23 protein-coding genes are annotated in these 24,975 nt (G+C 67.6%); 4 read left to right on the forward strand and 19 right to left on the reverse strand.

The window, feature by feature from the left end; genetic code table 11:
• Positions 1-36: 36 nt before the first annotated feature.
• From J2W36_RS01035 to J2W36_RS01095, 13 genes are all read right to left on the reverse strand, one after another.
• Positions 37-1,239, reverse strand: coding sequence for an MFS transporter (locus tag J2W36_RS01035; RefSeq protein ID WP_307687796.1), 1,203 nt, complete (start codon positions 1,237-1,239; stop codon positions 37-39).
• A complete protein-coding gene (locus J2W36_RS01040; RefSeq protein ID WP_307687797.1) occupies positions 1,236-1,988 on the reverse strand; it encodes an aspartate/glutamate racemase family protein in 753 nt (250 codons plus the stop codon). The genes J2W36_RS01035 and J2W36_RS01040 overlap by 4 nt, the downstream gene beginning before the upstream one ends.
• A gap of 16 nt (positions 1,989-2,004) precedes the next feature.
• Entirely contained in the window at positions 2,005-3,417 is a 1,413-nt protein-coding gene (hydA, locus tag J2W36_RS01045; protein WP_307687798.1) for a dihydropyrimidinase, read from the reverse strand.
• A 29-nt stretch (positions 3,418-3,446) separates the two neighbouring features.
• Positions 3,447-4,253, reverse strand: a complete 807-nt coding sequence (locus J2W36_RS01050; protein WP_307687799.1) for an SDR family NAD(P)-dependent oxidoreductase — start codon at positions 4,251-4,253, stop codon at positions 3,447-3,449.
• A complete protein-coding gene (locus tag J2W36_RS01055) occupies positions 4,246-5,238 on the reverse strand; it encodes an NAD-dependent epimerase/dehydratase family protein (RefSeq protein ID WP_307687800.1) in 993 nt (330 codons plus the stop codon). Before J2W36_RS01055 ends, J2W36_RS01050 begins: the two co-directional genes overlap by 8 nt.
• 164 nt (positions 5,239-5,402) lie before the next feature.
• A complete protein-coding gene (locus tag J2W36_RS01060; protein WP_307687801.1) occupies positions 5,403-6,167 on the reverse strand; it encodes an ABC transporter ATP-binding protein in 765 nt (254 codons plus the stop codon).
• A gap of 4 nt (positions 6,168-6,171) precedes the next feature.
• A complete protein-coding gene (locus tag J2W36_RS01065) occupies positions 6,172-6,996 on the reverse strand; it encodes an ABC transporter permease (RefSeq protein ID WP_307687802.1) in 825 nt (274 codons plus the stop codon).
• A gap of 12 nt (positions 6,997-7,008) precedes the next feature.
• A complete protein-coding gene (locus J2W36_RS01070) occupies positions 7,009-8,010 on the reverse strand; it encodes an ABC transporter substrate-binding protein (protein WP_307687803.1) in 1,002 nt (333 codons plus the stop codon).
• A 164-nt stretch (positions 8,011-8,174) separates the two neighbouring features.
• Entirely contained in the window at positions 8,175-9,536 is a 1,362-nt protein-coding gene (locus tag J2W36_RS01075; protein ID WP_307687804.1) for an amidohydrolase family protein, read from the reverse strand.
• Positions 9,537-9,563: 27 nt separating this feature from the next.
• Positions 9,564-10,379, reverse strand: a complete 816-nt coding sequence (locus tag J2W36_RS01080) for an ABC transporter permease (RefSeq protein ID WP_307687805.1) — start codon at positions 10,377-10,379, stop codon at positions 9,564-9,566.
• Between the two features lies 1 nt (position 10,380).
• Entirely contained in the window at positions 10,381-11,247 is an 867-nt protein-coding gene (locus tag J2W36_RS01085; RefSeq protein WP_307687806.1) for an ABC transporter permease, read from the reverse strand.
• 4 nt (positions 11,248-11,251) lie between these two features.
• On the reverse strand, positions 11,252-12,295 hold the full coding sequence (locus J2W36_RS01090; RefSeq protein ID WP_307687807.1) for an ABC transporter substrate-binding protein: 1,044 nt from the start codon (positions 12,293-12,295) through the stop codon (positions 11,252-11,254).
• A 52-nt stretch (positions 12,296-12,347) separates the two neighbouring features.
• Positions 12,348-13,439 carry an ABC transporter ATP-binding protein gene (locus J2W36_RS01095; protein ID WP_307687808.1) on the reverse strand — a complete coding sequence of 364 codons (1,092 nt, stop codon included), beginning with the start codon at positions 13,437-13,439 and terminating at the stop codon, positions 12,348-12,350.
• Positions 13,440-13,704: 265 nt separating this feature from the next.
• On the opposite strand from J2W36_RS01095, the gene J2W36_RS01100 reads away from it, so the two are divergent.
• Entirely contained in the window at positions 13,705-15,138 is a 1,434-nt protein-coding gene (locus J2W36_RS01100) for an amidase (protein WP_307687809.1), read from the forward strand.
• A 15-nt stretch (positions 15,139-15,153) separates the two neighbouring features.
• Here the strand turns inward: J2W36_RS01100 and J2W36_RS01105 are convergent, their stop codons facing one another.
• Entirely contained in the window at positions 15,154-15,888 is a 735-nt protein-coding gene (locus tag J2W36_RS01105; RefSeq protein ID WP_307687810.1) for a GntR family transcriptional regulator, read from the reverse strand.
• A gap of 148 nt (positions 15,889-16,036) precedes the next feature.
• Between J2W36_RS01105 and J2W36_RS01110 the strand changes: the two genes are divergently transcribed.
• Positions 16,037-16,771 (forward strand): maleate cis-trans isomerase family protein, encoded by a 735-nt coding sequence (locus J2W36_RS01110; RefSeq protein ID WP_307687811.1) that lies wholly within the window; start codon positions 16,037-16,039, stop codon positions 16,769-16,771.
• 60 nt (positions 16,772-16,831) lie between these two features.
• Here J2W36_RS01110 and adh read toward each other — a convergent pair whose 3' ends face one another.
• Positions 16,832-18,352 (reverse strand): aldehyde dehydrogenase, encoded by a 1,521-nt coding sequence (adh, locus tag J2W36_RS01115; RefSeq protein ID WP_307687812.1) that lies wholly within the window; start codon positions 18,350-18,352, stop codon positions 16,832-16,834.
• Between the two features lie 216 nt (positions 18,353-18,568).
• Between adh and J2W36_RS01120 the strand changes: the two genes are divergently transcribed.
• On the forward strand, positions 18,569-20,437 hold the full coding sequence (locus tag J2W36_RS01120; RefSeq protein ID WP_307687813.1) for a sigma-54-dependent Fis family transcriptional regulator: 1,869 nt from the start codon (positions 18,569-18,571) through the stop codon (positions 20,435-20,437).
• A gap of 68 nt (positions 20,438-20,505) precedes the next feature.
• On the opposite strand, the gene J2W36_RS01125 is transcribed toward J2W36_RS01120, so the two are convergent.
• The 4 genes from J2W36_RS01125 to J2W36_RS01140 all read right to left on the reverse strand — a co-directional run bounded on the left by J2W36_RS01125 (position 20,506) and on the right by J2W36_RS01140 (position 23,702).
• Positions 20,506-21,573 carry an NAD(P)-dependent alcohol dehydrogenase gene (locus J2W36_RS01125; protein WP_307687814.1) on the reverse strand — a complete coding sequence of 356 codons (1,068 nt, stop codon included), beginning with the start codon at positions 21,571-21,573 and terminating at the stop codon, positions 20,506-20,508.
• Between the two features lie 108 nt (positions 21,574-21,681).
• Complete coding sequence (locus tag J2W36_RS01130) at positions 21,682-22,512, reverse strand: urease accessory protein UreD (protein WP_307687815.1); 831 nt, start codon at positions 22,510-22,512, stop codon at positions 21,682-21,684.
• A gap of 20 nt (positions 22,513-22,532) precedes the next feature.
• Positions 22,533-23,054 carry a nucleoside deaminase gene (locus J2W36_RS01135; RefSeq protein WP_307687816.1) on the reverse strand — a complete coding sequence of 174 codons (522 nt, stop codon included), beginning with the start codon at positions 23,052-23,054 and terminating at the stop codon, positions 22,533-22,535.
• A 114-nt stretch (positions 23,055-23,168) separates the two neighbouring features.
• The gene (locus tag J2W36_RS01140) at positions 23,169-23,702 is read right to left on the reverse strand and encodes a C40 family peptidase (protein ID WP_307687817.1); all 534 of its coding nucleotides are present in this window, start codon (positions 23,700-23,702) and stop codon (positions 23,169-23,171) included.
• Between the two features lie 173 nt (positions 23,703-23,875).
• On the opposite strand from J2W36_RS01140, the gene J2W36_RS01145 reads away from it, so the two are divergent.
• A complete protein-coding gene (locus J2W36_RS01145; RefSeq protein ID WP_307687818.1) occupies positions 23,876-24,952 on the forward strand; it encodes an aromatic ring-hydroxylating dioxygenase subunit alpha in 1,077 nt (358 codons plus the stop codon).
• The last annotated feature ends 23 nt before the right edge of the window (positions 24,953-24,975 follow it).

Genomic DNA, 24,975 nt, shown 5'->3' on the forward strand with positions numbered 1-24,975 from the left:
CGCCGCTCAGGTGCCGCGGTGGGCTCAGCCGTAGGCTCAGCGGGGTGGGCGCTGCAACGGATTCGGCGGATGCAGCGGGCGGCGCAGCAGCAGGAGGCCCATGATGCTCGTGGCCGTCAGCAGGGCCGCGAAAGCAATGGGGGTGCCGAAGGCCTTGCCCAGCGCCGCAAACGTCAGCGGCGCGATGGCGATGCCCGTGTAGCTGAACAGCAGCGCGGCACCCGTCACGGCGCCGGCGCGTGCCGGTCCGGCGATGCGCGCGAGCTCGGCAATCATCACGCCGTTCCAGCCGCTCGCGCTCAGGCCGACCAGCATGAAGAGCACGCCCAGTGCCGCCGGCGGCGGCGTGCCGGGCCACAGGAAGAGCAACAGGCCGGCGGCACCCATTGCCAGACCCAGCCCGCCCAGCAAATGCAGGGTCGGCATGCCGGGGCGTTGCGCCACGCGGCCCCACAGCAGCCGGCCGACGAGGCCTGCACCCTGCATCAGCGCCAGCCAGCCCGCTGCCGCGGGCACCGGCAACTGCCAGTGATGCACGGCATGACTCATCGAGAAGAAGTTGAGGCTCACCTGTGTGGCCATGTAGACGACCATGGTGAACGTCAGCAGGCGCAGCGCTGGCGATGCCACCAGTTCGGCCAGGCCGCTGCCGTCGCTGGTGGCTGCGAGGGTTGGCGCGCCGCCGTCGCTGCGAACCAGGCCGATGCACCACAGGCCCACCGCCAGCGCCAGCACCGCCACCAGTGCAAAGGGCCAGGCCGCATGCTGCACCAGCAGCAGCGGCAACAGCAGCGAACCGGCGATGGCGCCGATCTGGTTGCCGGTCTGGCGCACCGAAAAGATCCACGGCCGCCGCGCCAGCGGCGTCACGCGCGCCAGCACCGAAGCGCTGGCCGGTGTCTCGGGGCCGAAGGCGAAGCCCAGCAGCAGCACGGCGGGCCAGGACGACCATCGCGCAGGGCCGACGCCCAGCGCTTCGACCGACAGGCACGTCATTGCAAGCGTGACCGCGGCCATGCAGAGCCCGGCAAGCTGCAGGTCGCCCAAGCGGCGTATCAGCCAGCCCGCGGTCACCGAGGAGAGCGCGCCGATGCCGAACATCACGCTGCCCAGGATGCCGAGCGACTGCACGTCGACGCCCAACTGCGGCGCCAGCACCGACAGTGCAAAGACGCCCATGGCGACCATCGCCTGCACGGCCGTCATGGCCGGCAGCGTGCGCGCGATGGCGCTGCTCAAGAAGGCATCCGGCGGTCGAGCAGCCGTGCCAGCGCGTCCGGCAGGCCGCGGTTCGGCTTGAGGGGCGGTGGTGCAAAGCTGCCGGCGGCGGCCTTTCCGGGTTGCAGCGCGACGAGGCTTTCCGCGTGGCGCACCGCGCTCGACACGCCGTCGACCACCGGCACCGGCAGTCGGCCGTGCAGCGCGCGCGCCAGGCCTGCCAGTGGCGCACCGGCCAGCACGATGACCTCGGCGCCGTCTTCTTGCACGGCGCGCTCGCACAGTGCCAGCAGCGCTGCTTCGTGTTCGCCCTGCACGTTGCCGATGCTGGCCAGCGGCCGGTCGAGCGCGCGGATGCTGGCCAGTCGGCCGACCAGCCCGTTCGCCTCGACCACCTCGCGGTACCAGGCCTGGATGCGTTGGGAGATCGCGATGATCGAAAAGCGATGGCCCAGCAGGCAGGCGGTGGCAAGCGCCGATTCAGTCATGCCGAGCACCGGGATCGGCATCGCCTCGCGGATGCCCGCGAGCCCCGGGTCGCCGAAGGCCGCGAGGATCACCGCATCGTGGCCGACATGGTGCTCGGCCGCGAGCTGCGCGCAGGCGTAGGCGCCGATGAGCGCCTCGAAGCGGGTCTCGATGTAGGCCACGCCGAAGGGCGCCGTCTGCATCGTGATCTGCGTGCCCGGCGATGCGGTGCGCCGCGCCTCGGCCTCGATCAGTGCGGTGACGCTCTCGGAAATGTTGGGGTTGATGACGAGCAGGCGCATGGCGGGCGATGTTCGCTCAGCGGCGACGTGGCATCAAGGTCGGGATGCCGCAGACCAGCAGTTCGCCGCGGCCGGGTTGTGGGTGGAAACTGCCGTCCCACACCACTTCGCCGCGCGCGAGCGTCACGCCGGGCCAGGCCTTCAGCGTCATGCCTTCGTAGGGCGTGTAGTCGACCTCGTGATGCAGCTGCTCGTTCTTCAGCACGAACTCACGTTCGTCCCAGATCACCAGGTCGGCATCGGCGCCGACGGCGATCGTGCCCTTCTTCGGATGCAGGCCATACGCCTTCGCAGGGCCGGTGGCGGTCAGCTCGACGAAGCGGTTTTCCGTCATGCGGCCGGCCAGCACCCCTTCGGACCAGAGCAGCGCCATGCGCGTCTCCAGGCCCGGAATGCCGTTCGGAATGTGGCGGAAGGCGACCTCTTCGCCGCCGGGCTTCTTGCCTTCCGGCGCGTCGTACTTGAAGGGCGCATGGTCCGACGAGAACACGGTGAACAGGCCGTCGTTCAGGCCATCCCAGATCACCTGCTGGTTCGCCTTGTCGCGCGGCGGCGGGCTGCACACGCACTTGGCGCCCTTGTAGCTGTCGTCGATGCCGAGGTCTTCGGCCGTGAGGAACAGGTACTGCGGGCAGGTTTCGGCAAAGATGTTGAGCCCGTGCGCGCGGCCCCAGCGGATCTGCTCGACCGCCTCGCGGCCCGACACGTGGACGATGAGGATCGGCACGTCGACCAGCTCGGCCAGCGCGATGGCACGGTGCGTGGCTTCGCGCTCGACCAGCATCGGCCGTGAGTGCGCATGGAAGCGCGGCGCGGTGCGGCCGGCTGCTTCGAGGCGTTTGGTCAGCCATTCGATGCAGTCGGAATTTTCCGCATGCAGCATGGCCATCGCCCCGTGCTCGCGGGCCACGGACAGCACGTCGAGGATCTGGCCATCGTCGAGCTTCATATCGTCGTAGGTCATGTAGATCTTGAACGAGGTGAAGCCTTCCTTGATCAGTGCGGGCAGCTCTTCTTTCAGCACCGTGGGCGTTGGGTCGCTCACGATCAGGTGGAAGGCATAGTCGACATGCGCCTTGCCTGCGGCACGCTGGCGATAGTCCTCCACCGCGGCTCGCAGCGACTGGCCCTTCTGCTGTGCGGCAAAGGGAATCACGGTGGTCGTGCCACCGCAGGCCGCCGAGCGCGTGCCGGTGTTGAAGTCGTCGGCGTTGCGCGTGGGCGGCGCCATCGGCTGGTCGAGGTGGCAGTGCGCGTCGACGCCGCCGGGCGTCACGGCACGGCCTGCCGCGTCGATCTCGCGCGCACCGGCGCCCAGCCGGGCGCCCAGTTGCACGATGCGGCCGTCGGCGATGCCGATGTCGCAGTCGAAGGTGTCGGAGGCGGTGACAACGCGCGCGTTGCGCACGACAAGGTCGAAGTCGGTCATGGTGTCTCTGTGGGTGAGGGTTGCGTGGTTCAGGCGGCCATCCAGCCGCCATCGACCATCAGTTCGGCGCCGGTGATGAAGCTGGCGTCGCTGCTGGCGAGGAAAAGAACGGCCTGCGCCACATCGTCGGGGCGGCCGAGTCGGGGCCAGGGTGTGCGGCGGTGCGCACGCTCCAGCACGTGGGGGTCGACCGCGCGGCCGCCCGCGCCGGTCTGGATCTTGCCGGGCGCAACCGCGTTGCAGACGATGCCCTGCGCGGCGTAGTCGGTCGCGACCTGGCGCGTGAGGTAGGCGATGCCGGCCTTGCTGGTGCCATAGGCCAGGTCGCCGGGCGCGGCGATCATGCCGTGCTGCGAGGAGAGGTTGACGATGCGCCCGCGCACCTCGTCCGTGGCGTCCTGCGTGACCATCTGACGCACCGCCGCGCGGCAGCAGCGGTACACGCCGCCGAGGTTCACGTCGAGCACGCGCTGCCAGTCGGCCTCGTCGAGTTCGAGCAGCGGGCGCGCATGGCGGATGCAGGCGTTGTTGACCAGCAGGTCCAGTCGGCCATGGCGCGCCACGGTACCCGCGACGAGCGCATCGACTTGGGCGCTGTCGGCCACGTCGGTGCGAACGAACTCGGCGCTGCCGCCTTCTGACGCGATCAGCTCGGCCGTGGGCTCGCCGCCTTCGATGACCTCGGTGCCGATGTCGGCAATCACCACCGTCGCGCCATGGCGCGCGAGCAGCCGTGCGATCGCGCGGCCGATGCCCGATGCGGCACCGGTGACGATGCAGATGTGGCCTTGCATGCGGCGGGCGTCGACGGGGAGAAGGGCGGCGAGTTCAGACATGGTGCGCAGCCTGCAGCCAGGCGTGGAAATCGGCCGAGGCCGCGGGCAGGTCGAAGCGTGGCGCGAAGCCGGTGTCGGCCCGCAGCCGTTCGATCGACATCGGCGCGCGGTCGTAAGGTGCGTAGTACGAGACGTTGGCTTGTTCGTCGTCTCTGTCCGGCTGTGCGATGCGCCAGTCGAATCCGGGCTGCCATTCGGCGACCTGCTGGCACCACTGCGTCATCGACCACTGAAAGCCGGCCGCGAGGTTGTAGACCGGCGAGGTCGGCGATGCATGGTCGAGCAGTGCAGTCAGTGCCGCTGCGGCATCGCGCACGTAGAGCCAGTCCCGCCTGCTGTCGCGTGGCAGCCGGACGGCGCGGGCACTGTGCGCGTGCTGCAGCACCTGGTAGGGCGCGCTCAGCGTGTCGCGCACGCCGGTTTCCGATTCCCACGGTCCGAAGCAGGTACCGAGCCGTCCGATGCGCAGGTCGATGCCGTGCAGCGAAGCCAGCCGCAGTGCGGCCGATTCGGCCGTCTGCTTCGAGATACCGTAGAGCCCTTCGGGCTGTGGGGGCGTGTCGACCTCGTCGAGCAGCGCAGCGGTGCGCCCGCTGGCGCCGTACACAGAGCCCGAGCTGCCCAGCAGCACACGCGGCTTTCGCGCCGTGGCCGCAGCGTTCAGCGCTGCGAGTACGCCACCGACATTCACCTCGAAGATTGCCTGCGGCATGGCGCACTCGCGCCCAGCATCGGCCGTGATCGCGGCCAGCAACACCACCCGGTCGACGTGATGCATGCGCATCGCGCGGCCCAGCATCTCCGAATCGCGCACATCGCCGCCGATCGCAGCGAAACGGCCCGGCAGCGCTGCGAAGGCGCACAACGCGGCAGTGGGCGGTGGCGCGAGGTCGTAGCCGATGACGTGGTCGCCGCGCGCGAGCAGATGCTCCGTGAGCGCCAGGCCCACGAAGCCGCTTGCACCGGTAATTAAGACATTTGGCATGTCAGCTTCTCAGCGGGCTGTGCTGTGATCCGCGACGCATGAAACCGACGTACGCAAGGCCAGGACCACCGCGGAACCGGCTTTGCCGGGCCGCCGGTGTTGCCCCCTGAAAGGGGGGTGGCGAAGCGACACGAAGTGCGCGAAGACTGGGGGTGAGCTTCATCTTAGGCTGCAAGCGCCTCGGGGCGCAGCAGATTCAGGATGTGGCGCTTGTAGTCGTTGAACTGCGGGCTGGTCGCATCGCGGGGGCGCGCCAGGTCGATCGGTATCAGCTCGCGGATGCGGCCGGGCCGCGCCGACATCACGGCCACGTGCGTGCCGAGCGCCAGCGACTCATCGATGCCATGCGTCACGAAGACGATGGTGCTTTGGCTTTCGCGCCAGATGCGCACCAGCTCGGCGTGCATTTCCATCTTGGTCTGCTCGTCGAGCGCGCCGAAGGGCTCGTCCATCAGGATCACCTCGGGGTTCATGAGCAGGGCGCGGGCGATGCCCACGCGCTGGTTCATGCCGCCCGACAGTTCGCTCGGGAAATGGTTCTCGAAGCCGGTGAGCCGCACCATGTCGATGAAGCGCTGCGCCTTCTCGCGGCGCTCGCGCTTGTCCATGCCGCGCATCGTGAGGTGGAAGGCCACGTTCTCCCAGACGGTGAGCCAGGGCATCAGCGTGGGCTGCTGGAAGACGAAGCCGCGGTCGGAGCCCGGCGCACTCACGACCTGGCCGCCGACCGAGACCGTGCCGCTGCTGGGCTTGTCGAAGCCCGCGATCATGTTGAGCAAGGTCGACTTGCCGCAGCCGCTCGGCCCGAGCAGGCAGAGGAATTCGTTGCGGCCCACGCTCAGGCTGATGTCGTCGAGCGCCTTGACTGTGGTGTTCCGCTTGGGGTCGTTGAACAGGCGCGAGACGCGGTCGATGGTGATGAGTGCCATGAGATCAGCCTTCCTTGGCTTGCAGGGTGGAGCCGCGTTGCCAGCGCAGAACGCGCGCAGCCACCAGCTTGATGACGAGGTCGCTGAGGTAGCCCAGCAGGCCGATGCTGACCATGGCCGCGATCACGAGGTCGTAGCGCAGGAAGTAATAGGAATCCCACAGCACATAGCCGACACCGCTCTTCACCGCGACCATCTCGGCGGTGACGGTGAGCATCCAGGCCGAACCGATGGCGATGCGCAGGCCCGAGAAGATGCTCGGTAGCGCGGCCGGAAAAACGATGTGCGTCAGCAGCTTCTGCGGCGTGCCGCCGGCCATCGCGCCCGCGCGCAGCAGGTTGCGGTCGACCGTCTTCACGCCGTGGATGGTGCTCAGCAGCACCGGGAAGAAAGAGCCGAGGAACACCAGGAAGATGGCCGGCTTGTCGGCGATGCCGAACCAGATGATGGCCAGCGGAATCCACGACACCGGTGGCACCGGCCGCAGCACCTGCAGCACCGGCTCGATCAGCTTCTCGACAGTGCGCGACCAGCCGATCGCCATGCCGATGCCCACGCCCAGCACGGTGGCCAGCGCGAAGCCCGAGAACACGCGCGTTGCGCTGGCGGCCGTGTCCATGATCCAGTGGCCGCTGTAGCTCTGGGTGTTTCCATCGGTCGCGAAGATCCAGTCGGCCCAGGCCACCAGCACCTGCGACGGTGCCGGAAGCAAGGCGCGCGGCAGGACGCCGGAACGGGAAAACACCTCCCAACCGACGAGAAGCAGCACCGGCACGATGGCGCGCTCGATGCGGCGGTAGAAGCTGCCGAGGAAAGAGGTGCCTGCCATCACGTTGCGGCCTCAGTAACCTAGCGCCGACTTGGGCTTGCCCGTGGCGGCCTCGAGGAAGCGGTAGTCCATGTTCTTCTCGATCGCAGCCGACACGTCGGAGTTGATGTACTTCAGGTCGCGCATCATCGCGCCGATGGCGACCGCCGGGCCGCGGTACATCTTGTAGTCGGGGTACAGGTTCTCGACGGCGCCTGCGGCGATCGCCTTGTCCAGGCCGGTGACCTTCTGGATGGTGTCGACGAACAGGCCCTTGTCGGCGACCATCATGTCGTTGACCTTGATGATCGAGCGCACGGTTTCTTCGACGGCCTTCGGCTTGCTCGCGATCACGTCGGAGCGCGTGACGATCAGGTTGGTGAGCTTGCCTGCGGCCTGGTCGTAAGGGTAGGCGAAGAACTTGGCGGCGCCGAGCTGGCGGATCTGCGTGGCGAAGGGGTCGACCGAGCAGATGAGCTCCACCTCGCCGCGGCGCAGCGCCTGCACGTGGTCCGATGGGTTCGGGATATTGATGAACTGCACGTCCTTGTTGACGTCAATGCCCTGCTTGGCAAAGGCGCCGCGCATGTGGATGTCCTGCGCGTTGCCGCGCGAGGCCGCCACGCGGAAGGGCTTGCCGGCCGCCTTGTAGTCGGCGATGACCTTCTTCAGGCTGGCCCAGTCGTTTTCCTTGATGGGCAGGTCGTTGCCCACCAGGATCTGCGAGCCGCCATTGACCTGGCCCGAGATGGCGACCACGTCGAAGCCCTTGTCGAGTGCGGTGGCGTAGTGCAGGTAGGTGACCTGGGCCACGTCGATGCTCTTGGACAGCAGCGCGGTCAGCACGTCGTTGCCGGTGTTGAAGCCAATGGCTTCGAGTTTCACGTTGACGGCGTTCTGCGGCGTGAGCGACAACGGGGTGCAGTGCGCGCACTTGGCATAGCCGAGCTTGATCTCGGGCGTGCCCTGGGCCTGGCTGGCCAGGGGCAGCACGGCGGCCACCGCCAGCACGAATTTCGCAATGGATCTGAACATTCGGGTTCCTCGGAGAGTGTGGATGGACGACTGAAGTGGCGCCGCCTTCCGCAGATGCAGCAAGTGCTGTGCCAGACTGTATCCAATCTACAGGATCAGATTGGATACAAAGTGTCGTTTGATGGTGCGCCATGCACGCTGTGGGGGCGGGCGCCGCACCGGTCTCAGCGCCAGTAGGGCTTGCCCTCGGCGCCCCAGAGCGCGCGGGCGGCGGCCTCGGCCTCTGCGCAGATGGCTTCCATGTCAACCTGCGTGGGCAGGCCGTTCTCCACGAGGATGTCGCCTGCGACCATCACCAGCTGCACGTCACGCCCTTGGCCGGTGTGCACCAGATTGCCCAGCGGGTTGACGTGGGGGCGCAGGTGCGGCCGGTTGCCGTCGAACACCACCAGGTCGGCCGCCTTGCCGACTTCGAGGCTGCCGATCTCGTCGGCCATGCCCAGCGCCCGCGCGCCGCCCATCGTCGTCATGTGGAACACATGGTGCGGCTGCCAGTGGTCGTCGACGCCGCCTTCCTGCACGCGCGCGGTGACGAGCGCCCAGCGCATCAGCTCGACCATGTCACCGTGCTGCGTGTCGGTGGCCAGCGCGATGTTCACGCCGGCCCGCTTGAGCATCGGCGTGGGTGCGAGGCGGCCGGAGGTGGCGTTGCACTTGGGGATGTGCACGGCGTGCGCACCGGCCTGGGCCATCTTCGCCACGTCGCTTTCGCTCACGTAGATGCAATGGCCGCCCATCAGGCGGTGGTTCAGCAGGCCGGTCTCCTCCAGCACCTCGGTCGAGCTGCGGCCGGTGCGCTCCTTCACTCGGTCGACCTCGGTGCGGCTCTGGCCCAGGTGGGTGCTGACGACCAGGTCCTTCGCCTGCGCCGCTGCGGCGATCTCGCGCAGGAAATCGTTCGAGCAGGTGTCGACCGCATGTGCGGCCAGATTCACGCGCACACGCGGATGCCCGGCCCAGCGCGCCTGCAGTGCCAGGCCTGCGTCGAGCGTGCGGCGGCCAATGGCGGTGCTGTGATGCCAGTCGCCATGCGCGACGCGCGAGAAGTCAACGTCGTGGATGCGCCAGCTCGGGCACAGGCGTACGCCGAGCTCGAGCATCGCCTCGGTGCCGACGTCGGCGTGCACGAAGTTGTCGCCGATCACGGTGGAGCCGAAGAGCAGCGCCTCGAGCGCGCCCAGCCGTGCCAGTGCGCGCGCCTGCGCGGGCGTGACACTGGTGCCCTTGGGAATGCCCGGCGTGTACGACGGCGCGAAACCCAGGTCGGCCGCGACGCCGCGCACCATGGTCAGCACGCTGTGGGTATGCGTGTTGACGAAGCCCGGCGTGACGAAGTGCCCGGGCAGGCGCAGCGTGCGCGCCGCGGTGTAGCGCTCGGGTGGCCGGCGGTCGAGCCATGCGATGCGGCCGGCGGTGATGCCGATGGCACAGTCGCGAAGCTCGGGCTGCAGCGGGTCTGCCGTCAGCGCGATCGCGTCGAGCAGCAGCAGGTCGAAGTCATGGTTGGTGGTGATCGGATCGGTCATGCCGTTCCTCGCGGTGGGCCCGGCGCGTCACCGGATGCGTTTGCTGATGCCGGTCAGGCGCTCCATCACGATCATCAGGATCAACGTGACGAGCACCATCAGGCTGGAGACGGCCGCGATGCTCACGTCGAGCCGGCCTTCGAGGTCCTGCCACATGCGGATCGGCAGCATGTCGGTGGACGCGTCGCGCAGGAAGAGCGACACCGGCACGTTGTCGAACGAGGACATGAAGCTGATGAAGGCACCGGCCGCGATGCCCGGCGCGATCAGCGGCAGCGTGACGCGGCGGAAGGTGTAGCTGCGGCTTGCGCCCAGGCTGGCCGAGCTTTCGAGCAGCGCGGGCGGCATTTGCGACAGCGCCGCGACCGTGGTGCGGATGACGTAGGGCACACCGACGACCGTGTGGCCGACGACCAGCGTCCATAGCGACAACTCGACGCCGATGCGCGAGAAGTAGATGAGCGAGGCGAGGCCAAAGGCCAGCGCGGGCAGGATGAGCGGCGACATGAAGAAGGCGTCAAGGACGCGCGCCATCGCCTTCTCGGAGCGGGCGATCGCCATGGCGGCCCCGACACCGAGCACCACGGCGATCAGGGTCGAGGCGCTCGCCACCTTCAGGCTGTTGAGCGCTGCGTACTGGAGCTGGAACGCGTCGGGCAGCGACGCGTACCAGCGCATCGAATAGCCCGGCGGCGGGAACTTGAGCGAGTAGCCGTTGGTGAAGGACAGCACGATCACCACGACCGTGGGGGCAAGCAGCAGCAGCGTCGCCAATGTGGCGATGGTGCCCAGCACGGCAGTGAGGGCGATGCTAGAGGCTTCGTGTTTGCGGCCGGCGCTCATTTCAGTTTCCCACTTGCCCACGGCTCAAGCGACCGAGGTAGTTGAACAGCGTCACACAAGCCATCACCGCGACCAGGAACACCAGCGAGATCGCTGCAGCGAACGGCCAGTTCTGCAGCGACGAGGCCTGCTGGTAGATGTACATCGGCATGAACAGCATCTGCCCGCCGCCGATGAGCGACTGCGAGATGAAGGCCGTGATGCTGGCCGCGAAGGTCAGGAGGCAACCGGCAAGGATGCCGGGCAGCGTCAGCGGAAGGGTGATCTTGACGAAGGTGCGCAAGGCACTTGCACCGAGCGCCGACGACGCGTCTTCGAGGTTCGGGTCGAGCTTCTGCAGCGCGGTGATGAGCGGCAGCGCCATCAGCGGCAACTGCACGTTGGCCAGCGCGACGATCAGCCCGCCGCGCGTGTACAGCAGCTTCACTGGCCCCTCGATCCAGCCCAACTCCAGCAGCACCGAATTCACGATGCCCTGGCGCCCCAGGATCACGACCCACGCAAAGGTGCGCACCACCACGCTGGTGAGCAGCGGCATGACGATGATGAGCATCAGCACCTTCTGCATGGGGCCGGGGCTGCGCACGTAGCTCCAGGCGAGCGCATAGCCCAGCACCAGGCACAGCAGCGTGGTCTGCACGCCGAGCCAGAGCGTGTCGAACAGCACCGGCAGCGTGAAGCCGTCGGTCGCGATCTTCACGTACTGGTCCGGGCCGACGGCCTTGAGCTCGGGTGTGGTGTAGAAGCTGATGGCGATCAGCAGCAACAGCGGCGCGAGGAAGAACAGCACGAAGAACGCCGCCAGCGGCGAGGCGAACGCAAGGCTGTAGCCCGTGACGGGTGGGCCCTTGATGCTGGCGGTGCTCATGGACTCAGACCTTGATCTCGCGATTGAAACGGTCGATCCAGCTGGCGCGGTTCTCGTTGATCTTCTTCCAGTCCTGGAACACGAACTTCTTCTTCATGTCGGCCGTGTCCTTGGCCAGCACCTTGGCGATCTCGCCCTCCATCTTGACCTTGCCGTTGGTCGGCACCACCAGGTAGGGCGCCTGCATCAGCCTGCCCTGCACCTCGGGCGACAGCGCCACGTCGATGAGCTGGGCGGCCAGCGCCTTGTTCGGCGAATTCTTGACGATGTGGATGCTGGTCTTGAAGGCGATGGCGCCTTCCTTGGGCGCCACGAATTCCACCGGCACGCCGCGTGCCTTGAGGATCTGGATCGCATTGAAGTTGCCCGGGCTGATGTCGATCTGCCCCTGCTGGAACAGTGCGGCCAATGCGCCCGGGTTGGCGGCGACGGCCGCCAGGTTGGGCTTGAGCTTGTCGATGGCCTTGAAGCCTTCTTCGACGTTGCCTTCGTTGCCGCCGTGCATGCGCGCGATCTCCACCAGGAAGCCGGTGCCGAGTGTCGAGTTCAGGTTGGTGATGCCGACGCGGCCCTTGTACTCCGGCTTCCACAAGTCGGCCCACGAAGTGGGAGGCGTCTTGACCTTCTCTGGGTTGTAGGTCAGGCCCACGACCTGGAAGAACATCGAAGGCCCCATCGGGTCCTGCGCCTCGGGGATCAGGTCCTTGTAGTTCTTGCTGGATGCGACCGGGAAGGGCTCGACCAGGTCCTGCCCGATGGCGGTGAGTGCCGGACCCGGATCGTGCAGCATCACGTCGATCGGCGGGTTGGTGCGTGCGGCCGAGACCTTGGCGATCTGGTCGACCGAGAGCATCGCGTCGAGCAGCACGTCCTGGCCGCTGGCTTTCTTGAAGGCGGGCACCAGGACGTCGCGGTGCGCCTCTTCCCAGCTGCCGGTGAAGGTGGCGAACACCAGCTTGCGCGCCTGCGCGTGGCTGATGCCCGGAAAGAGCTCCATCGCGCTCAGGGTGAGCGCGCTGCCGAGCAGTTGACGACGGGAGAGTTGCATGGCGAACCTCTTGAAGTGGAAGGAGGAAGAGAAAAGAAGAGAAGAGAAGAAATCAGGGCGCGGCGAACACGGTCACGCTGGCCTGCGAGGCGGGTCGCACCCACACGGCAGCACCGCTGTCGCGCGGCCCGGTGCCCGGCGCGCGCGGCTCCGACAGCTTGAGCCGCTGGCCGTTGCGGGTGCGAATCTCGTGGACGATGGTCGCGCCCAGGGGCATGCCGAGTTCGACCTGGCCTTCGAGCGCGCCCGCGGGCGTGTCGCTCAGACGCAGGTTCTCCGGGCGGATGCAGGCGACCACCTGGCTGCCGGGGCCGAGCGCAGGGTCGGCCGGCGCGCGGGTGGCCAGCAGGGTGCCGTCTTCCAGCCGCACCAGGGCGCCTTCGGCCGTGAGGCTGTCCAGCGTGGCGGGCAGCACGTTGGCGGTGCCGACGAACTGGTTGACGAAGTAGGTCGCTGGCGTGTCGTACACGGCAGAGGGCGCGGCGAACTGCTCGAGCCGGCCCTGGCTCAGCACGGCCACGCGGTCGGCCATGCCGAGCGCTTCTTCCTGGTCGTGCGTGACGATGATGGCCGTGGTGCCGGCTGCGCGCTGGATGCGCTTGATCTCGATCTGCATGTCCAGGCGCAGGCTCTTGTCGAGCGCGGAAAAGGGTTCGTCGAGCAACAGCACGCGCGGCTCGATGGCCAGCGCACGAGCCAGCGCCACGCGCTGCTGCTGGCCGCCCGACAGCTGTTTGGTGAGGCGGTCGGCCAGATGGCCCAGCTGCACCATCTCCAGCATTTCTGTGGTGCGCTTGCGTGCCGCGTTGCGGTCGGTGCCGCGCGCCGCCAGCCCGTAGCCGACGTTGTCGGCCACCGTCATGTGCGGAAAGAGGGCGTAGTTCTGGAAGACGATGCCCACGTTGCGGCGCGCGGGCGGCAGGTCGTCGATGCGGCGCTCGCCGATCACCACCTTGCCGGAGGTCTGCGTGATGAAGCCCGCAATGATGCGCAGCAGCGTGGTCTTGCCGCAGCCGCTGGGCCCCAGCAGCGCGACCAGCTCACCCGCGGCGACCTCGAGCGTGACGTGATCGACCGCGAGCGAACCGCCATAGCGGTGCACGATGTCGTCGAGGGTGAGGCTTTGTCCGGCGGTCGATTGCATGCGAATGTCCATGCAATCCGTGTGCCAACTTTGTATCCAATCTTTCTTTGCATGGATTTGCGTGAAAGCCCCATGGGGTCACCTGCTTTCCCCAGAGGTGAACGGGGCGGTTTCGATGGCGCGAAGGCTGGAATCAGTCTTGCATCAGGAACTCCCGAAGCGCAGTGCGCTGTGGTAATCCGGTGCAGTGACGCACCAGATTGGATACAAAATAATGGGGATGGTGCATCCAGCCATCCATTCCCGCCGACTCAAGGATCACCCGATGACCTCCAGCATTCACCAATGGACCGCCCGCCACCTGGCCGCGCAGGTGGCCGCGCGTGCGGTTTCCGCCACGGATGTGGCCGAGACCATGACCGCACGCATCGTTCGCCTGGAGCCACAGCTCAACGCCTTTGCCGACTTCGATGCCGACGTTCCACTGGCGGCTGCGCGCGAGGTCGACGCGCGGCTGGCCGCCGGCGAGCAGTTGCCGCTGGCCGGTGTGCCATTCACGGTCAAGGACAACCTCTGGCTGGGCGGCCGGCCGGCCACCTTCGGCTCCAAGGTGTTCGAGGAGTTCGTTGCGCCGCGCGATTCCTGGAGCGTTGCGCGGCTGCGCGCGCTCGGCGCCGTGCCGCTGGGCGTGACCAACTGTTCGGAGTTCGCATGCAAGGGCATCACCGACACGCCGCTGCACGGCACCACGCGCAATCCCTGGGACCTGCAGCGCACGCCGGGCGGTTCGTCGGGCGGTGCGGTCGCTGCCGTCGCATCGGGCATCGGCCCGCTTGCGCTGGCCACCGATGCGGGCGGTTCGGTGCGCCGGCCTGCCGCGCACACGGGCCTGGTCGGCATGAAGCCCACGCTCGGGCGCGTGCCGGACCCCTGGGGCTTCGACGACCCCAACCATCTGCTGTCGGTGGTCGGCCAGATCGGCCGCAATGTGGAAGACGTCGCGTTCATGCTGGACGCACTCACCGCCTGGGTGCCGGCCGACCCGCGCTCGTCGCCCACCTTCGCCATGCCCGATGCGCTGGCGTCGCTGAAGACGCCGCTGACGCCGCTGACGCCGCTGCGCGTGGGCTGGTCGCCCCAGTTGGGCTGCGGACTGGCGGTGGACGCCGATGTCCGCGCCACGCTGGAGGCGGCCGTGGACCGCCTGCGCGCGGCCGGCTGGGCCATCGAGTGCATCGACCCGGCGTGGCCACCGCAAGCGCGCGAGTACCCGTTGATTGCGCTGCAGCAGGTGGGGCTGGCGCAGCGCTTTGGCGCGATCTGGCGCGCCACGCCCGATCGCATCGACCCGGACATCGGCGCACAGATCGAGCTGGGGCTGCAAGTGCCGGCTACGCGCGTGACCGAACTGCTCAAGCTGCGCGAGGCCTTTCACGACAGCTTCACCGCACTGTTCGCGCGCTGCGATGCGCTGCTGTGCCCGTCGAGTCCGGTCGAGGCCTGGCCGGTGGGCAGCCTGGGACCCAGCGAGATCGGTGGACTGCCGGCCGGACCGCGCGGCCATGCGGCCTTCACGCCCATCTTCAATTACGGCAGCGTGCCCGCCCTTTCCTTGCCTTGCGGGACCGGTCGTCAGGGCCTGCCCGTGGGTCTGCAGATCGCCGGGCCGCGCTTTGCCGACGCCCGCGTGCTGCAACTCGCCTGGCATGCCGAGCAGGTGCTGGGCACGGGACCGTTCTCGCCGATGATGCGGGCCTGACCCGCGGCTGCGGCGTCAGCCGAACAGCACGTCGGCCAGGTCGACTTCGGCCACGGCCTGCGCATCGAGCTTGAGCGCGTTCTCGATGTGATTGAGGTGATCGATCATCATGCGCGAGGCGCCTGCGGCGTCGCCCGCCTCGATGGCGTCGATCAGCAACGCATGCTCGTCGTTCGGGCAGGCCACGGCGGTGGGCGCCTCGAAGGTCAGGATGGCCAGGCAGGTCAGCGGCGTGAGTTCGCGCATCAGCCGCGCGAGAATGCTGCTGCCCGACACTTCGGCCAGCAGCACGTGGAAGTCGCCTGACAGCCGTACGGCCTGGCGCCGGTCGCCGCGGGCATGTGCCTGCTGCTCGCGCTTGACGAGGGCGCGCAGTTGCTTGACGGCGGTGGGGGCCTTGCCCGCGGCGATGCGTTCGATCAGCCGCACCACGGCCGCAGGCTCCAGCGTGCGCCGCACCGACAACACGTCGTGCGCTTCTTCGGCGCTCGGTGTGGTCACGAAGGCGCCGCGATTGGGGATGAGGGTGACCAGCTGCTCGACCGCCAACCGCTGCAGCGCGCCCCGCACCTGCGTTCGGCTCACCGAAAAAAGCTCGGCCACCCGCTCTTCCGACAGCTTGGTGCCGGGCAGCAGCCGGTGTTCGACGATGGCGTCGTAGATGCTTTGGTGGATGTCGGCCTGGCTGGCCGCCACGCTGCGTGCGCCCGGCAGGGCGGATTTGGCTGGGCTGGATTTCGATTTGGTCATGAAGGGTCGCTCGATGCTGCCATTCTCCAAGCAAGACGCTCGCCAGCGCTGCGCTGGTGGATACAAATAATTCATGCGATCGTATCCAATAGGTGCGAGCTGGCATGTTTCTGGCAGCGAGCCGGGCGATATGAACAAAGACAACACCATGCCACCACGCACCCTCCTTGGAATGCTGACCCCCTCATCGAATACCACGCTGGAGCCTGTCACAGCGGCCATGCTGGCGGGCCTGCCCGAGGTCAGCGCCCATTTCGGCCGTTTTCGCGTGACCGAGATCGCCTTGTCTGCGGGCGCGCTCGCACAGTTCGACAACCGCGAGATCCTGGCGGCGGCCGAACTGCTGTCGCATGCGCGCTGCGAGGTGATCGGCTGGAACGGAACCTCGTCGGGCTGGCTGGGGTTTGCCTCGGACCTCGCGCTGTGCGATGCCATCGAGCGCGCGACGGGTGCCAGGGCGTGCACCTCGGTGCTGGCGCTCAACGAGGTGCTGCAGGCCACCGGGGTGAAGCGCCTGGGCTTGGTATCACCCTACCGCGCCGATGTGCAGGCCGCCATCGTGCGCAACTACGCGGCCGAAGGCATCGACTGCGTGGCCGAGCGGCACCTGGGCCTGCAGGACAACTTTTCCTTTTCCGAAGTGGACGACGCGCAGATCCGCAGCATGGTGCGCGACGTGATGGCCGGCCCCGCCGACACCCGGCCGCAGGCGGTGGCGATCTTCTGCACCAACCTGCGCGGTGCACCGCTGGTGCCGGAACTGGAGGCCGAATTCGGCGTGCCGGTGTACGACACGATCGCCACGGTGGTGTGGAAGGCGCTGCAGCTCGCGGGTATCGACACGCGCCGCGTCACGGGGTGGGGCAGCCTGTTCGAGCGCTGACCCCTTCCTGTCGGCACGGGTGAAGGCCATGCGGCGCGTTTGCGCACGCCGTGGACTGGATCAGAAGAAACCGAGCTTGTTCTCGCTGTAGCTCACCAGCAGGTTCTTGGTCTGCTGATAGTGATCGAGCATCATCTTGTGGTTCTCCCGTCCGATGCCCGACTGCTTGTAGCCACCGAAGGCCGCATGCGCCGGATACTGGTGGTAGCAGTTGGTCCAGACCCGTCCTGCCTGGATGCCGCGGCCCATCCGGAAGGCGCGATTGCCGTCGCGACTCCAGACGCCGGCGCCCAGCCCATACAGGGTGTCGTTGGCGATGGCCAGCGCTTCGTCCTCGTCCTTGAAGGTCGTGACCGACAGCACCGGGCCGAAGATCTCCTCCTGGAAGATGCGCATCTTGTTGTGGCCCTTGAAGACGGTCGGCTGCACGTAGTAGCCGTCCTTCAGGTCGCCTTCGAGCACTTTGCGCGCGCCGCCGGTCAGCACCTGGGCGCCCTCCTGCCTGCCGATGTCGAGATAGGAAAGGATCTTCTCGAGCTGCTCGCTGGAGGCCTGCGCACCGATCATCGTCGACATGTCCAGCGGGTTGCCCTGCGTGATGGCGTTCACGCGCACCAGCGCCCGTTCGATGAAACGCTCGTAGATCGATTCGTGCACCAGCGCGCGCGACGGGCAGGTGCAGACCTCGCCCTGGTTCAACGCAAACATCGCGAAGCCTTCGAGCGCCTTGTCGAAGAAGCCGTCGTCCTTGTCCATCACGTCGGCGAAGAAGATGTTGGGCGACTTGCCGCCCAGCTCCAGCGTGACGGGAATCAGGTTCTGGCTCGCGTACTGCGCGATCAGGCGGCCGGTGCCGGTCTCGCCGGTGAAGGCGATCTTGGCGATGCGGTTGCTCGATGCCAGCGGTTTGCCCGCTTCCACCCCGAAACCGTTGACCACGTTGAGCACGCCCGGAGGCAGCAGGTCGGCGATGAGTTCCATGAGCACGAGGATCGATACCGGCGTCTGCTCGGCTGGCTTGAGCACCACGCAGTTGCCAGCGGCGAGTGCGGGCGCGAGCTTCCACACGGCCATGAGGATCGGGAAGTTCCACGGAATGATCTGTCCCACGACGCCCAGCGGTTCGTGGAAGTGATAGGCGAAGGTCTCGTGGTCGATCTCGCTGATACCGCCTTCTTGCGCGCGAATGCACGACGCGAAGTAACGGAAGTGGTCGGCCGCCAGCGGCAGGTCGGCCAGCGTGGTCTCGCGGATCGGCTTGCCGTTGTCCCAGGTCTCGGCCGCAGCGAGCATGGGCAGGTTTTCCTCGATGCGCTGCGCGATGCGGTTCAGGACGTTGGCGCGGTCGGTCGGTGAGGTCTTGCCCCAGGCGGTCTTGGCCTTGTGCGCTGCATCCAGGGCTCGGTCGATATCCTCGGCCGTGGAGCGCGGAATCTCGCAGAAGGCCTGCCCCGTCACCGGCGTGAAGTTCTCGAAGTACTGACCGCCAGAAGGTGCGACCCATTCGCCGCCGATGAAGTTACCGTAGCGCTTCTTGAAGTGAACGGCAGTTCCGAATTTGCCGGGTTCGAGCATGTCCATGTGTGTCTCCGTTGGATTGGCGCGCCACGACATGCGGCGCGTCGATGTGGGTTTGCAAGGCGTGTACCCGTCGAACTCGGTGGAATCCCTTGCTGCTGTTTGCCTCTTGAACGCGCGCCAGGCATGGTTTCCAATCGCGTTCTGCGACATATCCATGCGAATATCGCGTCAAGAATGTCGCAATCTGCGAAACAGAGACTCTGTCGGAGACAGGCCATGACCGAGACACATCCGAGCGCGGGCCAGGTTGCACTGGCGCGCGAACGCTTCTTCGAACAGGGGCTCGATCCGGCCCCGTGGATCGCGCCGCACATTTCGAGGTCCTGGCGACGCAGTCAACCGGTGGCGCACGCTGCACCGGCGCCGATGGGGCGTGTCATGCTGGACGAACGGCGCGAGCAAGCGATGCGCCTGCTCGCCTGCGCACAGGCCGAACTCGAAGGGCTGGCCGAGCACGCCACCGGCCATGGCTGCGTGGTCGTGCTGACGGATGCGCACGGCCTGATCCTGGAAGAGATCGGCAGCCCGGATTTCCTGCCCAAGGCCGAACGTTTCGCGCTGCTGCCGGGTGTCGACTGGTCGGAGCCCGCCTGCGGCACCAATGCGATCGGCACCGCCTTGGCCGAGCGCGAGGCGCTGACCGTGCTGGGGCGAGAACACTACCTCGCGCAGAACAGCGCGCTCGGCTGCGCGGCAGCACCCATCTTCACCAGCCGCGGCGGGATCGCTGGCGTCCTGGACATCTCTGGCGAGCCGCAGCAGATCAACCAGCATGCATTGGGCTTGGTTCGCATGGCGGCGCAGCAGGTCGAACACCGGCTGATGCGCAGCCAGACGCAGGGTCAGGTGCTGCGGTTTCATCGCCGCCCGGCGCTGCTCGGCTCCGCACGCGAGGGGCTGATGCACGTCCTGGAGGGGCAGATCGTGGGCGCCAACCGGGTGGCGCTCGAACTCTTCGGCATGTCGTGGGAGCAGCTGCTCGACCAGGACGTCGAATCCCTGCTCGGACGTCGCTGGACACGGGTCGAACAACAACGCGGCCTGCTCACGCTGCCCGATGGCGATCAGATCGCCGCCATCATGGAAGGGGCGGCGCGCGCCGAGGCGCGGCCGCATCGCGTCGCGCAGGCGGCGCTGCCGGGCATCGGTTGCGCCGCGCCAAGCCCGCACACCGATGCCGTCCTGCCGCTGCTGAGCCAGGCCGTGCGCGTGCTGAACCAGGGTGTCTCGGTGCTGATCGCGGGCGAGACGGGCAGCGGCAAGGAGGTGTTCGCACGCCGGCTGCACCAGGGCGGACGCCGCAGCGGCGGGCCGTTCGTGGCGGTCGATTGCGCATCGCTGCCCGAGACGCTGATCGAGGCCGAGCTGTTCGGCTATGCCGAGGGCGCCTTCACGGGCGCGCGTCGCCGTGGCATGCCCGGACGGATTCGCGAAGCCGACGGTGGCCTGCTGTTTCTCGACGAGATCGCCGAGATGCCGCTGAGCCTGCAGAGCCGGCTGCTGCGTGTGCTCGAGGAGCGGGTGGTGACTCCGCTTGGCGGTGGCCCCAGCGCGGCCGTGGATTTCGACCTGGTCTGTGCGACGCACGCCGACCTGCCAGCGATGGTCGCCGCCGGGCGCTTCCGCGCCGATCTGATGTACCGGGTCGCAGGCTTCGGCGCTTCGCTGCCCGCCCTGCGTGAGCGCACCGATCGTCGTGAACTCATCACTCGCCTGTTTGCGGAGCTGGGCGGCAGCGGCAAGCGACTGCAGCTCCAGCCGGATGCGCTGGATGCGCTGACGGCCTACCGTTGGCCTGGCAATGTGCGGGAGCTGCGCAGCGTGCTGCAGACGCTCGTGGCGCTGGCCGACCCGGACGATCTGGTCGGCCTGACGCATCTGCCGCTGGCCGTGCAGGGCGGGCCTACGGCCATCGGCTCGAACGCAGACCTGCCTGGGACGGCGCCGATGCCTCTGGCGACGATGACCCGGCAACGGATCGATCAGATCCTGCAGGACTGCGGCTTCGACGTGGCGGCGGCTGCATCGCGGTTGGGCGTGCATCGCAGCACGGTCTACCGGCATCTCGCGCGCCAGCGCAAGTGACTTGCAGCGCCACCGTCGCGCAAGGAGTGCATGCAGATGCCGTGCGCGGGTTGGTCCCGCCGGACGGTTCAGGCCGCCACGGCGTCCTGAACTGTCGCCATGTCGACCACGAAGCGGTATTTCACGTCGCTCTTGAGCATGCGCTCGTAGGCGTCGTTGATGCCTGCCATTGGAATGACCTCGATGTCCGAGACGATGCCGTGCTCGGCGCAGAAGTCGAGCATTTCCTGCGTTTCCGGGATACCTCCGATCAGCGAGCCAGCCAGGCGGCGGCGCTTCATGATCAGGCCGAACACGTTGGGCGACGGGTGCGGTGTGCCGGGCGCGCCCACCAGCGTCATCGTGCCATCGAGCTTGAGCAGCGCGAGGAAGGCGTCGAGGTTGTGCGGTGCGGCCACGGTGTTGAGGATGAAGTCGAAGCTGTTGGCGTGGGCTGCCATCTCGTCCTCGTTCTTCGAGACCACGACCTCCTTGGCGCCCAGGCGCAGCGCGTCGGCCTTCTTGCCGGCCGAGGTGGTGAAGAGCACCACGTGCGCGCCCATGGCCGCCGCGATCTTTACACCCATGTGACCCAGGCCGCCCAGGCCGACGATGCCGACTTTCATGCCGGGGCCGACCTTCCACTGGCGCAGCGGCGAGTAGGTGGTGATGCCGGCGCACAGCAGCGGCGCCACGGCGGCGAGATCCTTTTCGTCGTGCGACACGCGGAGCACGAACTTCTCGTGCACCACGATGTGGTCGGAATACCCGCCCAGCGTGTTGGCGCGCGAAACCTGCTCGGGGCTGTCGTAGGTGCCGGTGAAGCCGTTCTCGCAATACTGCTCCAGGCCATCGTTGCAGGGCTGGCAATGCTGGCAGCTGTCGACCATGCAGCCGACGCCCACCACGTCGCCGACCTGGAACTTGGAGACACCGTCACCCACCGCTGAGACGCGGCCGACGATCTCGTGGCCCGGCACGCACGGGTAGTTGGCGGGCCCCCATTCGCTGCGCGCGGTGTGCAGGTCGGAGTGGCAGACGCCGCAATGCAGGATGTCGATGGCGACATCGCGCGCAGTCGGCGTGCGGCGCTCGAAGCTGAAGGGCGCGAGGGGCGTGGTGGCCGAGGTGGCGGCGTAGGCGTGGGTGAGCGTCATGGGGTGTCCTGAAGGGCGTGATGCAAGGGAAAACCCTCAGACCTTAGCGCGATTTCGATGCCCTCACAGCACGTTGCCGCACCCCGTCACCCCGGTATGCGCGATGTCCTACATCGACCAGATGCGCGGCGAACTCGCAGGCAGGTTCCAGCGGGCGGCGCGCCAGGCCTGCCAGACCTGGCGCAGCAGCTGCATGGCCGGCTCCACCACCGGTGCGAGCACGCGCAGCACGACGATTTCGCCATGCGGGCTGGTCGCGCCCGCGCTGCCAGCCAGCGTGTGCACGTCGGCCAACCCGCGCGCGATGTCGAGCAGTGCGTCGCGTTGCGCGCGTGGCATCGGCGTGCCTGAAACGAAAAACAGCGACGCGATGCAGCAATGGCCAGCCAGGCCGATGGGGCTCCGCAGCAACCGGTGGTCGGTCGCGTCGATGCGTCCGCGTTCCAGCCAGACGCCGGGCACCTCGATGTGCTGCAGCAGGCTGCCGCGTTCGAAGGGTTTGCCGGCGTTCGGCAGGCCCAGCGCCGTCACGTCCCAGCCCATCAGCTCGGCCCCGGGTGCCACGTCGAGCGTGATGCGGTTCTCGGCACGGCAGCCGCTGTAGCAGATCGCCTCCAGCGGCAGCCATTCGAGCCGTGCGCCGGCGTCGAGCCGGATGCGCGTGCGTTGCAGCGCGAGCTCGCCGTCGGACCGGTAGAAGCGCGAGGCGCCCGGCGTGGTGACCAGGCCGTGGCTGCCGGCAGTGGCCGTGATGGCGATGTCCAGCGTGTCACCGCCGACCAGGCCCCCCGGCGGGTGCACCAGCACGTTGTGGCAGATCGCGTCGCCTTCGGGGTAGAGGCTCTGCAGGATGCGCAGCGGGCCGTCGTGGCGAAAGCGAGCGACGCTGCGCGGATGGTCGTGGGTGTAGTCGAGGTCGAGTCGGGCGTGCCAGGGCATGGGTGGAGTTTAAGGAGCCGTCAGGCCTTCCAGACACCCTCGTGCGCCGCGCTCGCCTCGTCGACCAACGCCGGTCCGATGCATTCGATCGGGTGCGGCGAGGCACGGAACACGTCGCGGCACGACAGTTCGGCGTCGCGCTGGTCCTGGCGTTCGCCGCGGAAGGCACGCAGTCGCTCGGCGTCGATGCCGAAGACCACGCGGCCGATGTTCGACCAGAAGATCGCGCCTGCGCACATCACGCAGGGCTCGGCCGATGAATACAGCGTGGCGCTGGCAAGGACGTCGCGCGGCACGCGCCTGTCGGCCAGCGCGCGGATGGCGTTGACCTCGGCATGGCCGGTGCAGTCGCCGGTTTCGGTCGAATTGCAGTAGCCCTCGGCAATGATTTCGTTGTCGGCGGTGACGATGATCGCGCCGAAAGGCCGGTTGCCGCGCCGGCCGGACGCATGCGACCAGATGATCGCCTTGCGCAGGTAACGGCCGTCGCGCTCGTCGAGCTCGGTGACGTCGGGAAGGTGTGGGGTTGGGCTGGGGCGCATGGGGTCATTGTGCGTTCGTGGCTGAACGCGCCTTCGGTTGCTCGGGACGGCACACGACGAGCGATGCACGACGCGTGCCAGCCACAGGACGCGGTGTATTTCAGGGCTGGCGAATCAGGGCCGGCGAACCGCCAGTGTCTGGCGCGACCAGTAGGGGCCGGCCAGACGGTCGAGCCGCACCTCGCCGCCCGTGGAAGGGGCATGCACGAAGCGACCCTCGCCCACATAGATGCCGGCATGGGTGGGCCGCCCTGCGCCGAAAAGCACTAGGTCGCCCGTGCGCAGTTCGTCCACGCCGACCGGTTGGCCGAAGTCGCTCAACTGCGACACGGTGCGCGGCGGCACCAGCCCTGCGCGGGTGCGGTACACATAGCCGATCAGCCCGCTGCAGTCGAAGCCGCCTTCGGGCGTGTTGCCGCCGTAGCGGTAGGGCGTGCCGACCAGGCCGAGCGCGTGGATCGCGATGTCGCTGGACTGTTCCTGCGTGAGCGTCGGATAGAACACGGGTCGCGGCGCATGGGCGGTCGAACGTGCGCGCGGCGGTGCGCTGCCGCAGGCGGCCAGCAGCAGGCTGGTGGCACCGCCGCCCAAGGCCAGGAGAAAGTGCCTGCGCAGGCGGTCGCGGTCGGCGGCGTCGGTGGCTGTCATGCCGCGAGCGTAAGCCAAGCGTGCATTTCGTCTCCGATTGCGAGACAATCGGGCTCGCGATTTGCAAGGCATTTCGCGCAGAGTAGAAGCGTTCAGCCCGGATGGCGTCGGCAGTCGGGTCGGAAATTGCTCTTTGAAGTTCGTTCCCCACACGCAACCCAAGGAGTCGATGCATGCTCGTCACCCAACAACCCGTTTTCCGCAAGTTCTGGCACGCCGTCATTCCGCTGACCGCGCTGGCCGACGGCCCCCGGCCCTTCAAGCTGCTCGGCGAGGACATCGTGCTTTTCCTCGATGCAGACGGCCAGCCCGCCGCGCTGCGTGACCGCTGCTGCCACCGCACCGCCAAGCTGTCGAAGGGCTGGTGCGTCGACGCCGAAGGCCAGGCCTGCGGGCAGGGCGCCATTCAGTGTGGCTACCACGGCTGGACCTACGACCGCAGCGGCCAGGTGGTGCGCATCCCGCAGTACGAGGCCGACCGCAAGATTTCTCCCGACTACAAGACTGCGGCCTACCACTGCACCGCGCGCTACGGCTATGCCTGGGTCGCGCTGGAAGACCCGATTGCCGACATTCCGGAGATCCCGGAATTCACCGACCCGGCCTACCGCACAATCCACCAGTTCTACGAGGAATGGCAGACCAGCCCGATGCGCGCGCTGGAAAATTCCTTCGACAACTCGCACTTCAGCTTCGTGCACCGCGCCACCTTCGGTGTGGCCGCCAGCCCCAAGCCAAGCAAGTACAACCTGGTGGAAAACGAGAACGGCTTCTACGCCGAAACGGTGATCGAAGCGGTCAACCCCGAGAAATTCCACGCGATCAGCGGCGTGACGGAGCCCATCACGACGCGCCACATGCGCAACGCCTACTTCCTGCCGTTCTCGCGCCGCCTGGACATCGAGTACCCGTCGGGCATCCGCCACATCATCATCAACTGCTTCACGCCCATCGACGACGGCCGCATGCAGCTGTGCCAGTGGCTGTTTCGCAATGACACCGAGGCGCAATGCAAGGCGCAGATGCTGATCGACTTCGACGAGGAGATCACGCGCGAGGACAAGGACATCCTGGAGTCGACCGACCCCGACGCGCTTGTCGACACGCGCCGCCGTGGCGTGGAATATTCCATGGAGTCCGACAAGCCTGGCATGTTGATCCGCAAGCACCTGATGCAGCTGCTCGCGCGCCACGGCGAGCCGGAGGTGTATCGCGGCATGAAGGTCATTGCGCTGGCCCAGGCGGCCTGACGCGGGCGCGTGACGCCACAACG

Origin of the sequence: Variovorax ginsengisoli (genome assembly GCF_030811835.1) — a bacterium.
GTDB classification, from domain to species: domain Bacteria; phylum Pseudomonadota; class Gammaproteobacteria; order Burkholderiales; family Burkholderiaceae_C; genus Variovorax; species Variovorax ginsengisoli_C.

Coding starts and splice junctions, on each gene's coding strand:
- J2W36_RS01040 (WP_307687797.1), bottom strand. CDS start 1,988: ATGCGCCTGCTCGTCATCAACCCCAACATTTCCGAGAGCGTCACCGCA.
- hydA (WP_307687798.1), bottom strand. CDS start 3,417: ATGACCGACTTCGACCTTGTCGTGCGCAACGCGCGCGTTGTCACCGCC.
- J2W36_RS01050 (WP_307687799.1), bottom strand. CDS start 4,253: ATGTCTGAACTCGCCGCCCTTCTCCCCGTCGACGCCCGCCGCATGCAA.
- J2W36_RS01055 (WP_307687800.1), bottom strand. CDS start 5,238: ATGCCAAATGTCTTAATTACCGGTGCAAGCGGCTTCGTGGGCCTGGCG.
- J2W36_RS01060 (WP_307687801.1), bottom strand. CDS start 6,167: ATGGCACTCATCACCATCGACCGCGTCTCGCGCCTGTTCAACGACCCC.
- J2W36_RS01065 (WP_307687802.1), bottom strand. CDS start 6,996: ATGGCAGGCACCTCTTTCCTCGGCAGCTTCTACCGCCGCATCGAGCGC.
- J2W36_RS01070 (WP_307687803.1), bottom strand. CDS start 8,010: ATGTTCAGATCCATTGCGAAATTCGTGCTGGCGGTGGCCGCCGTGCTG.
- J2W36_RS01075 (WP_307687804.1), bottom strand. CDS start 9,536: ATGACCGATCCGATCACCACCAACCATGACTTCGACCTGCTGCTGCTC.
- J2W36_RS01080 (WP_307687805.1), bottom strand. CDS start 10,379: ATGAGCGCCGGCCGCAAACACGAAGCCTCTAGCATCGCCCTCACTGCC.
- J2W36_RS01085 (WP_307687806.1), bottom strand. CDS start 11,247: ATGAGCACCGCCAGCATCAAGGGCCCACCCGTCACGGGCTACAGCCTT.
- J2W36_RS01090 (WP_307687807.1), bottom strand. CDS start 12,295: ATGCAACTCTCCCGTCGTCAACTGCTCGGCAGCGCGCTCACCCTGAGC.
- J2W36_RS01095 (WP_307687808.1), bottom strand. CDS start 13,439: ATGCAATCGACCGCCGGACAAAGCCTCACCCTCGACGACATCGTGCAC.
- J2W36_RS01100 (WP_307687809.1), top strand. CDS start 13,705: ATGACCTCCAGCATTCACCAATGGACCGCCCGCCACCTGGCCGCGCAG.
- J2W36_RS01105 (WP_307687810.1), bottom strand. CDS start 15,888: ATGACCAAATCGAAATCCAGCCCAGCCAAATCCGCCCTGCCGGGCGCA.
- J2W36_RS01110 (WP_307687811.1), top strand. CDS start 16,037: ATGCCACCACGCACCCTCCTTGGAATGCTGACCCCCTCATCGAATACC.
- adh (WP_307687812.1), bottom strand. CDS start 18,352: ATGGACATGCTCGAACCCGGCAAATTCGGAACTGCCGTTCACTTCAAG.
- J2W36_RS01120 (WP_307687813.1), top strand. CDS start 18,569: ATGACCGAGACACATCCGAGCGCGGGCCAGGTTGCACTGGCGCGCGAA.
- J2W36_RS01125 (WP_307687814.1), bottom strand. CDS start 21,573: ATGACGCTCACCCACGCCTACGCCGCCACCTCGGCCACCACGCCCCTC.
- J2W36_RS01130 (WP_307687815.1), bottom strand. CDS start 22,512: ATGCCCTGGCACGCCCGACTCGACCTCGACTACACCCACGACCATCCG.
- J2W36_RS01135 (WP_307687816.1), bottom strand. CDS start 23,054: ATGCGCCCCAGCCCAACCCCACACCTTCCCGACGTCACCGAGCTCGAC.
- J2W36_RS01140 (WP_307687817.1), bottom strand. CDS start 23,702: ATGACAGCCACCGACGCCGCCGACCGCGACCGCCTGCGCAGGCACTTT.
- J2W36_RS01145 (WP_307687818.1), top strand. CDS start 23,876: ATGCTCGTCACCCAACAACCCGTTTTCCGCAAGTTCTGGCACGCCGTC.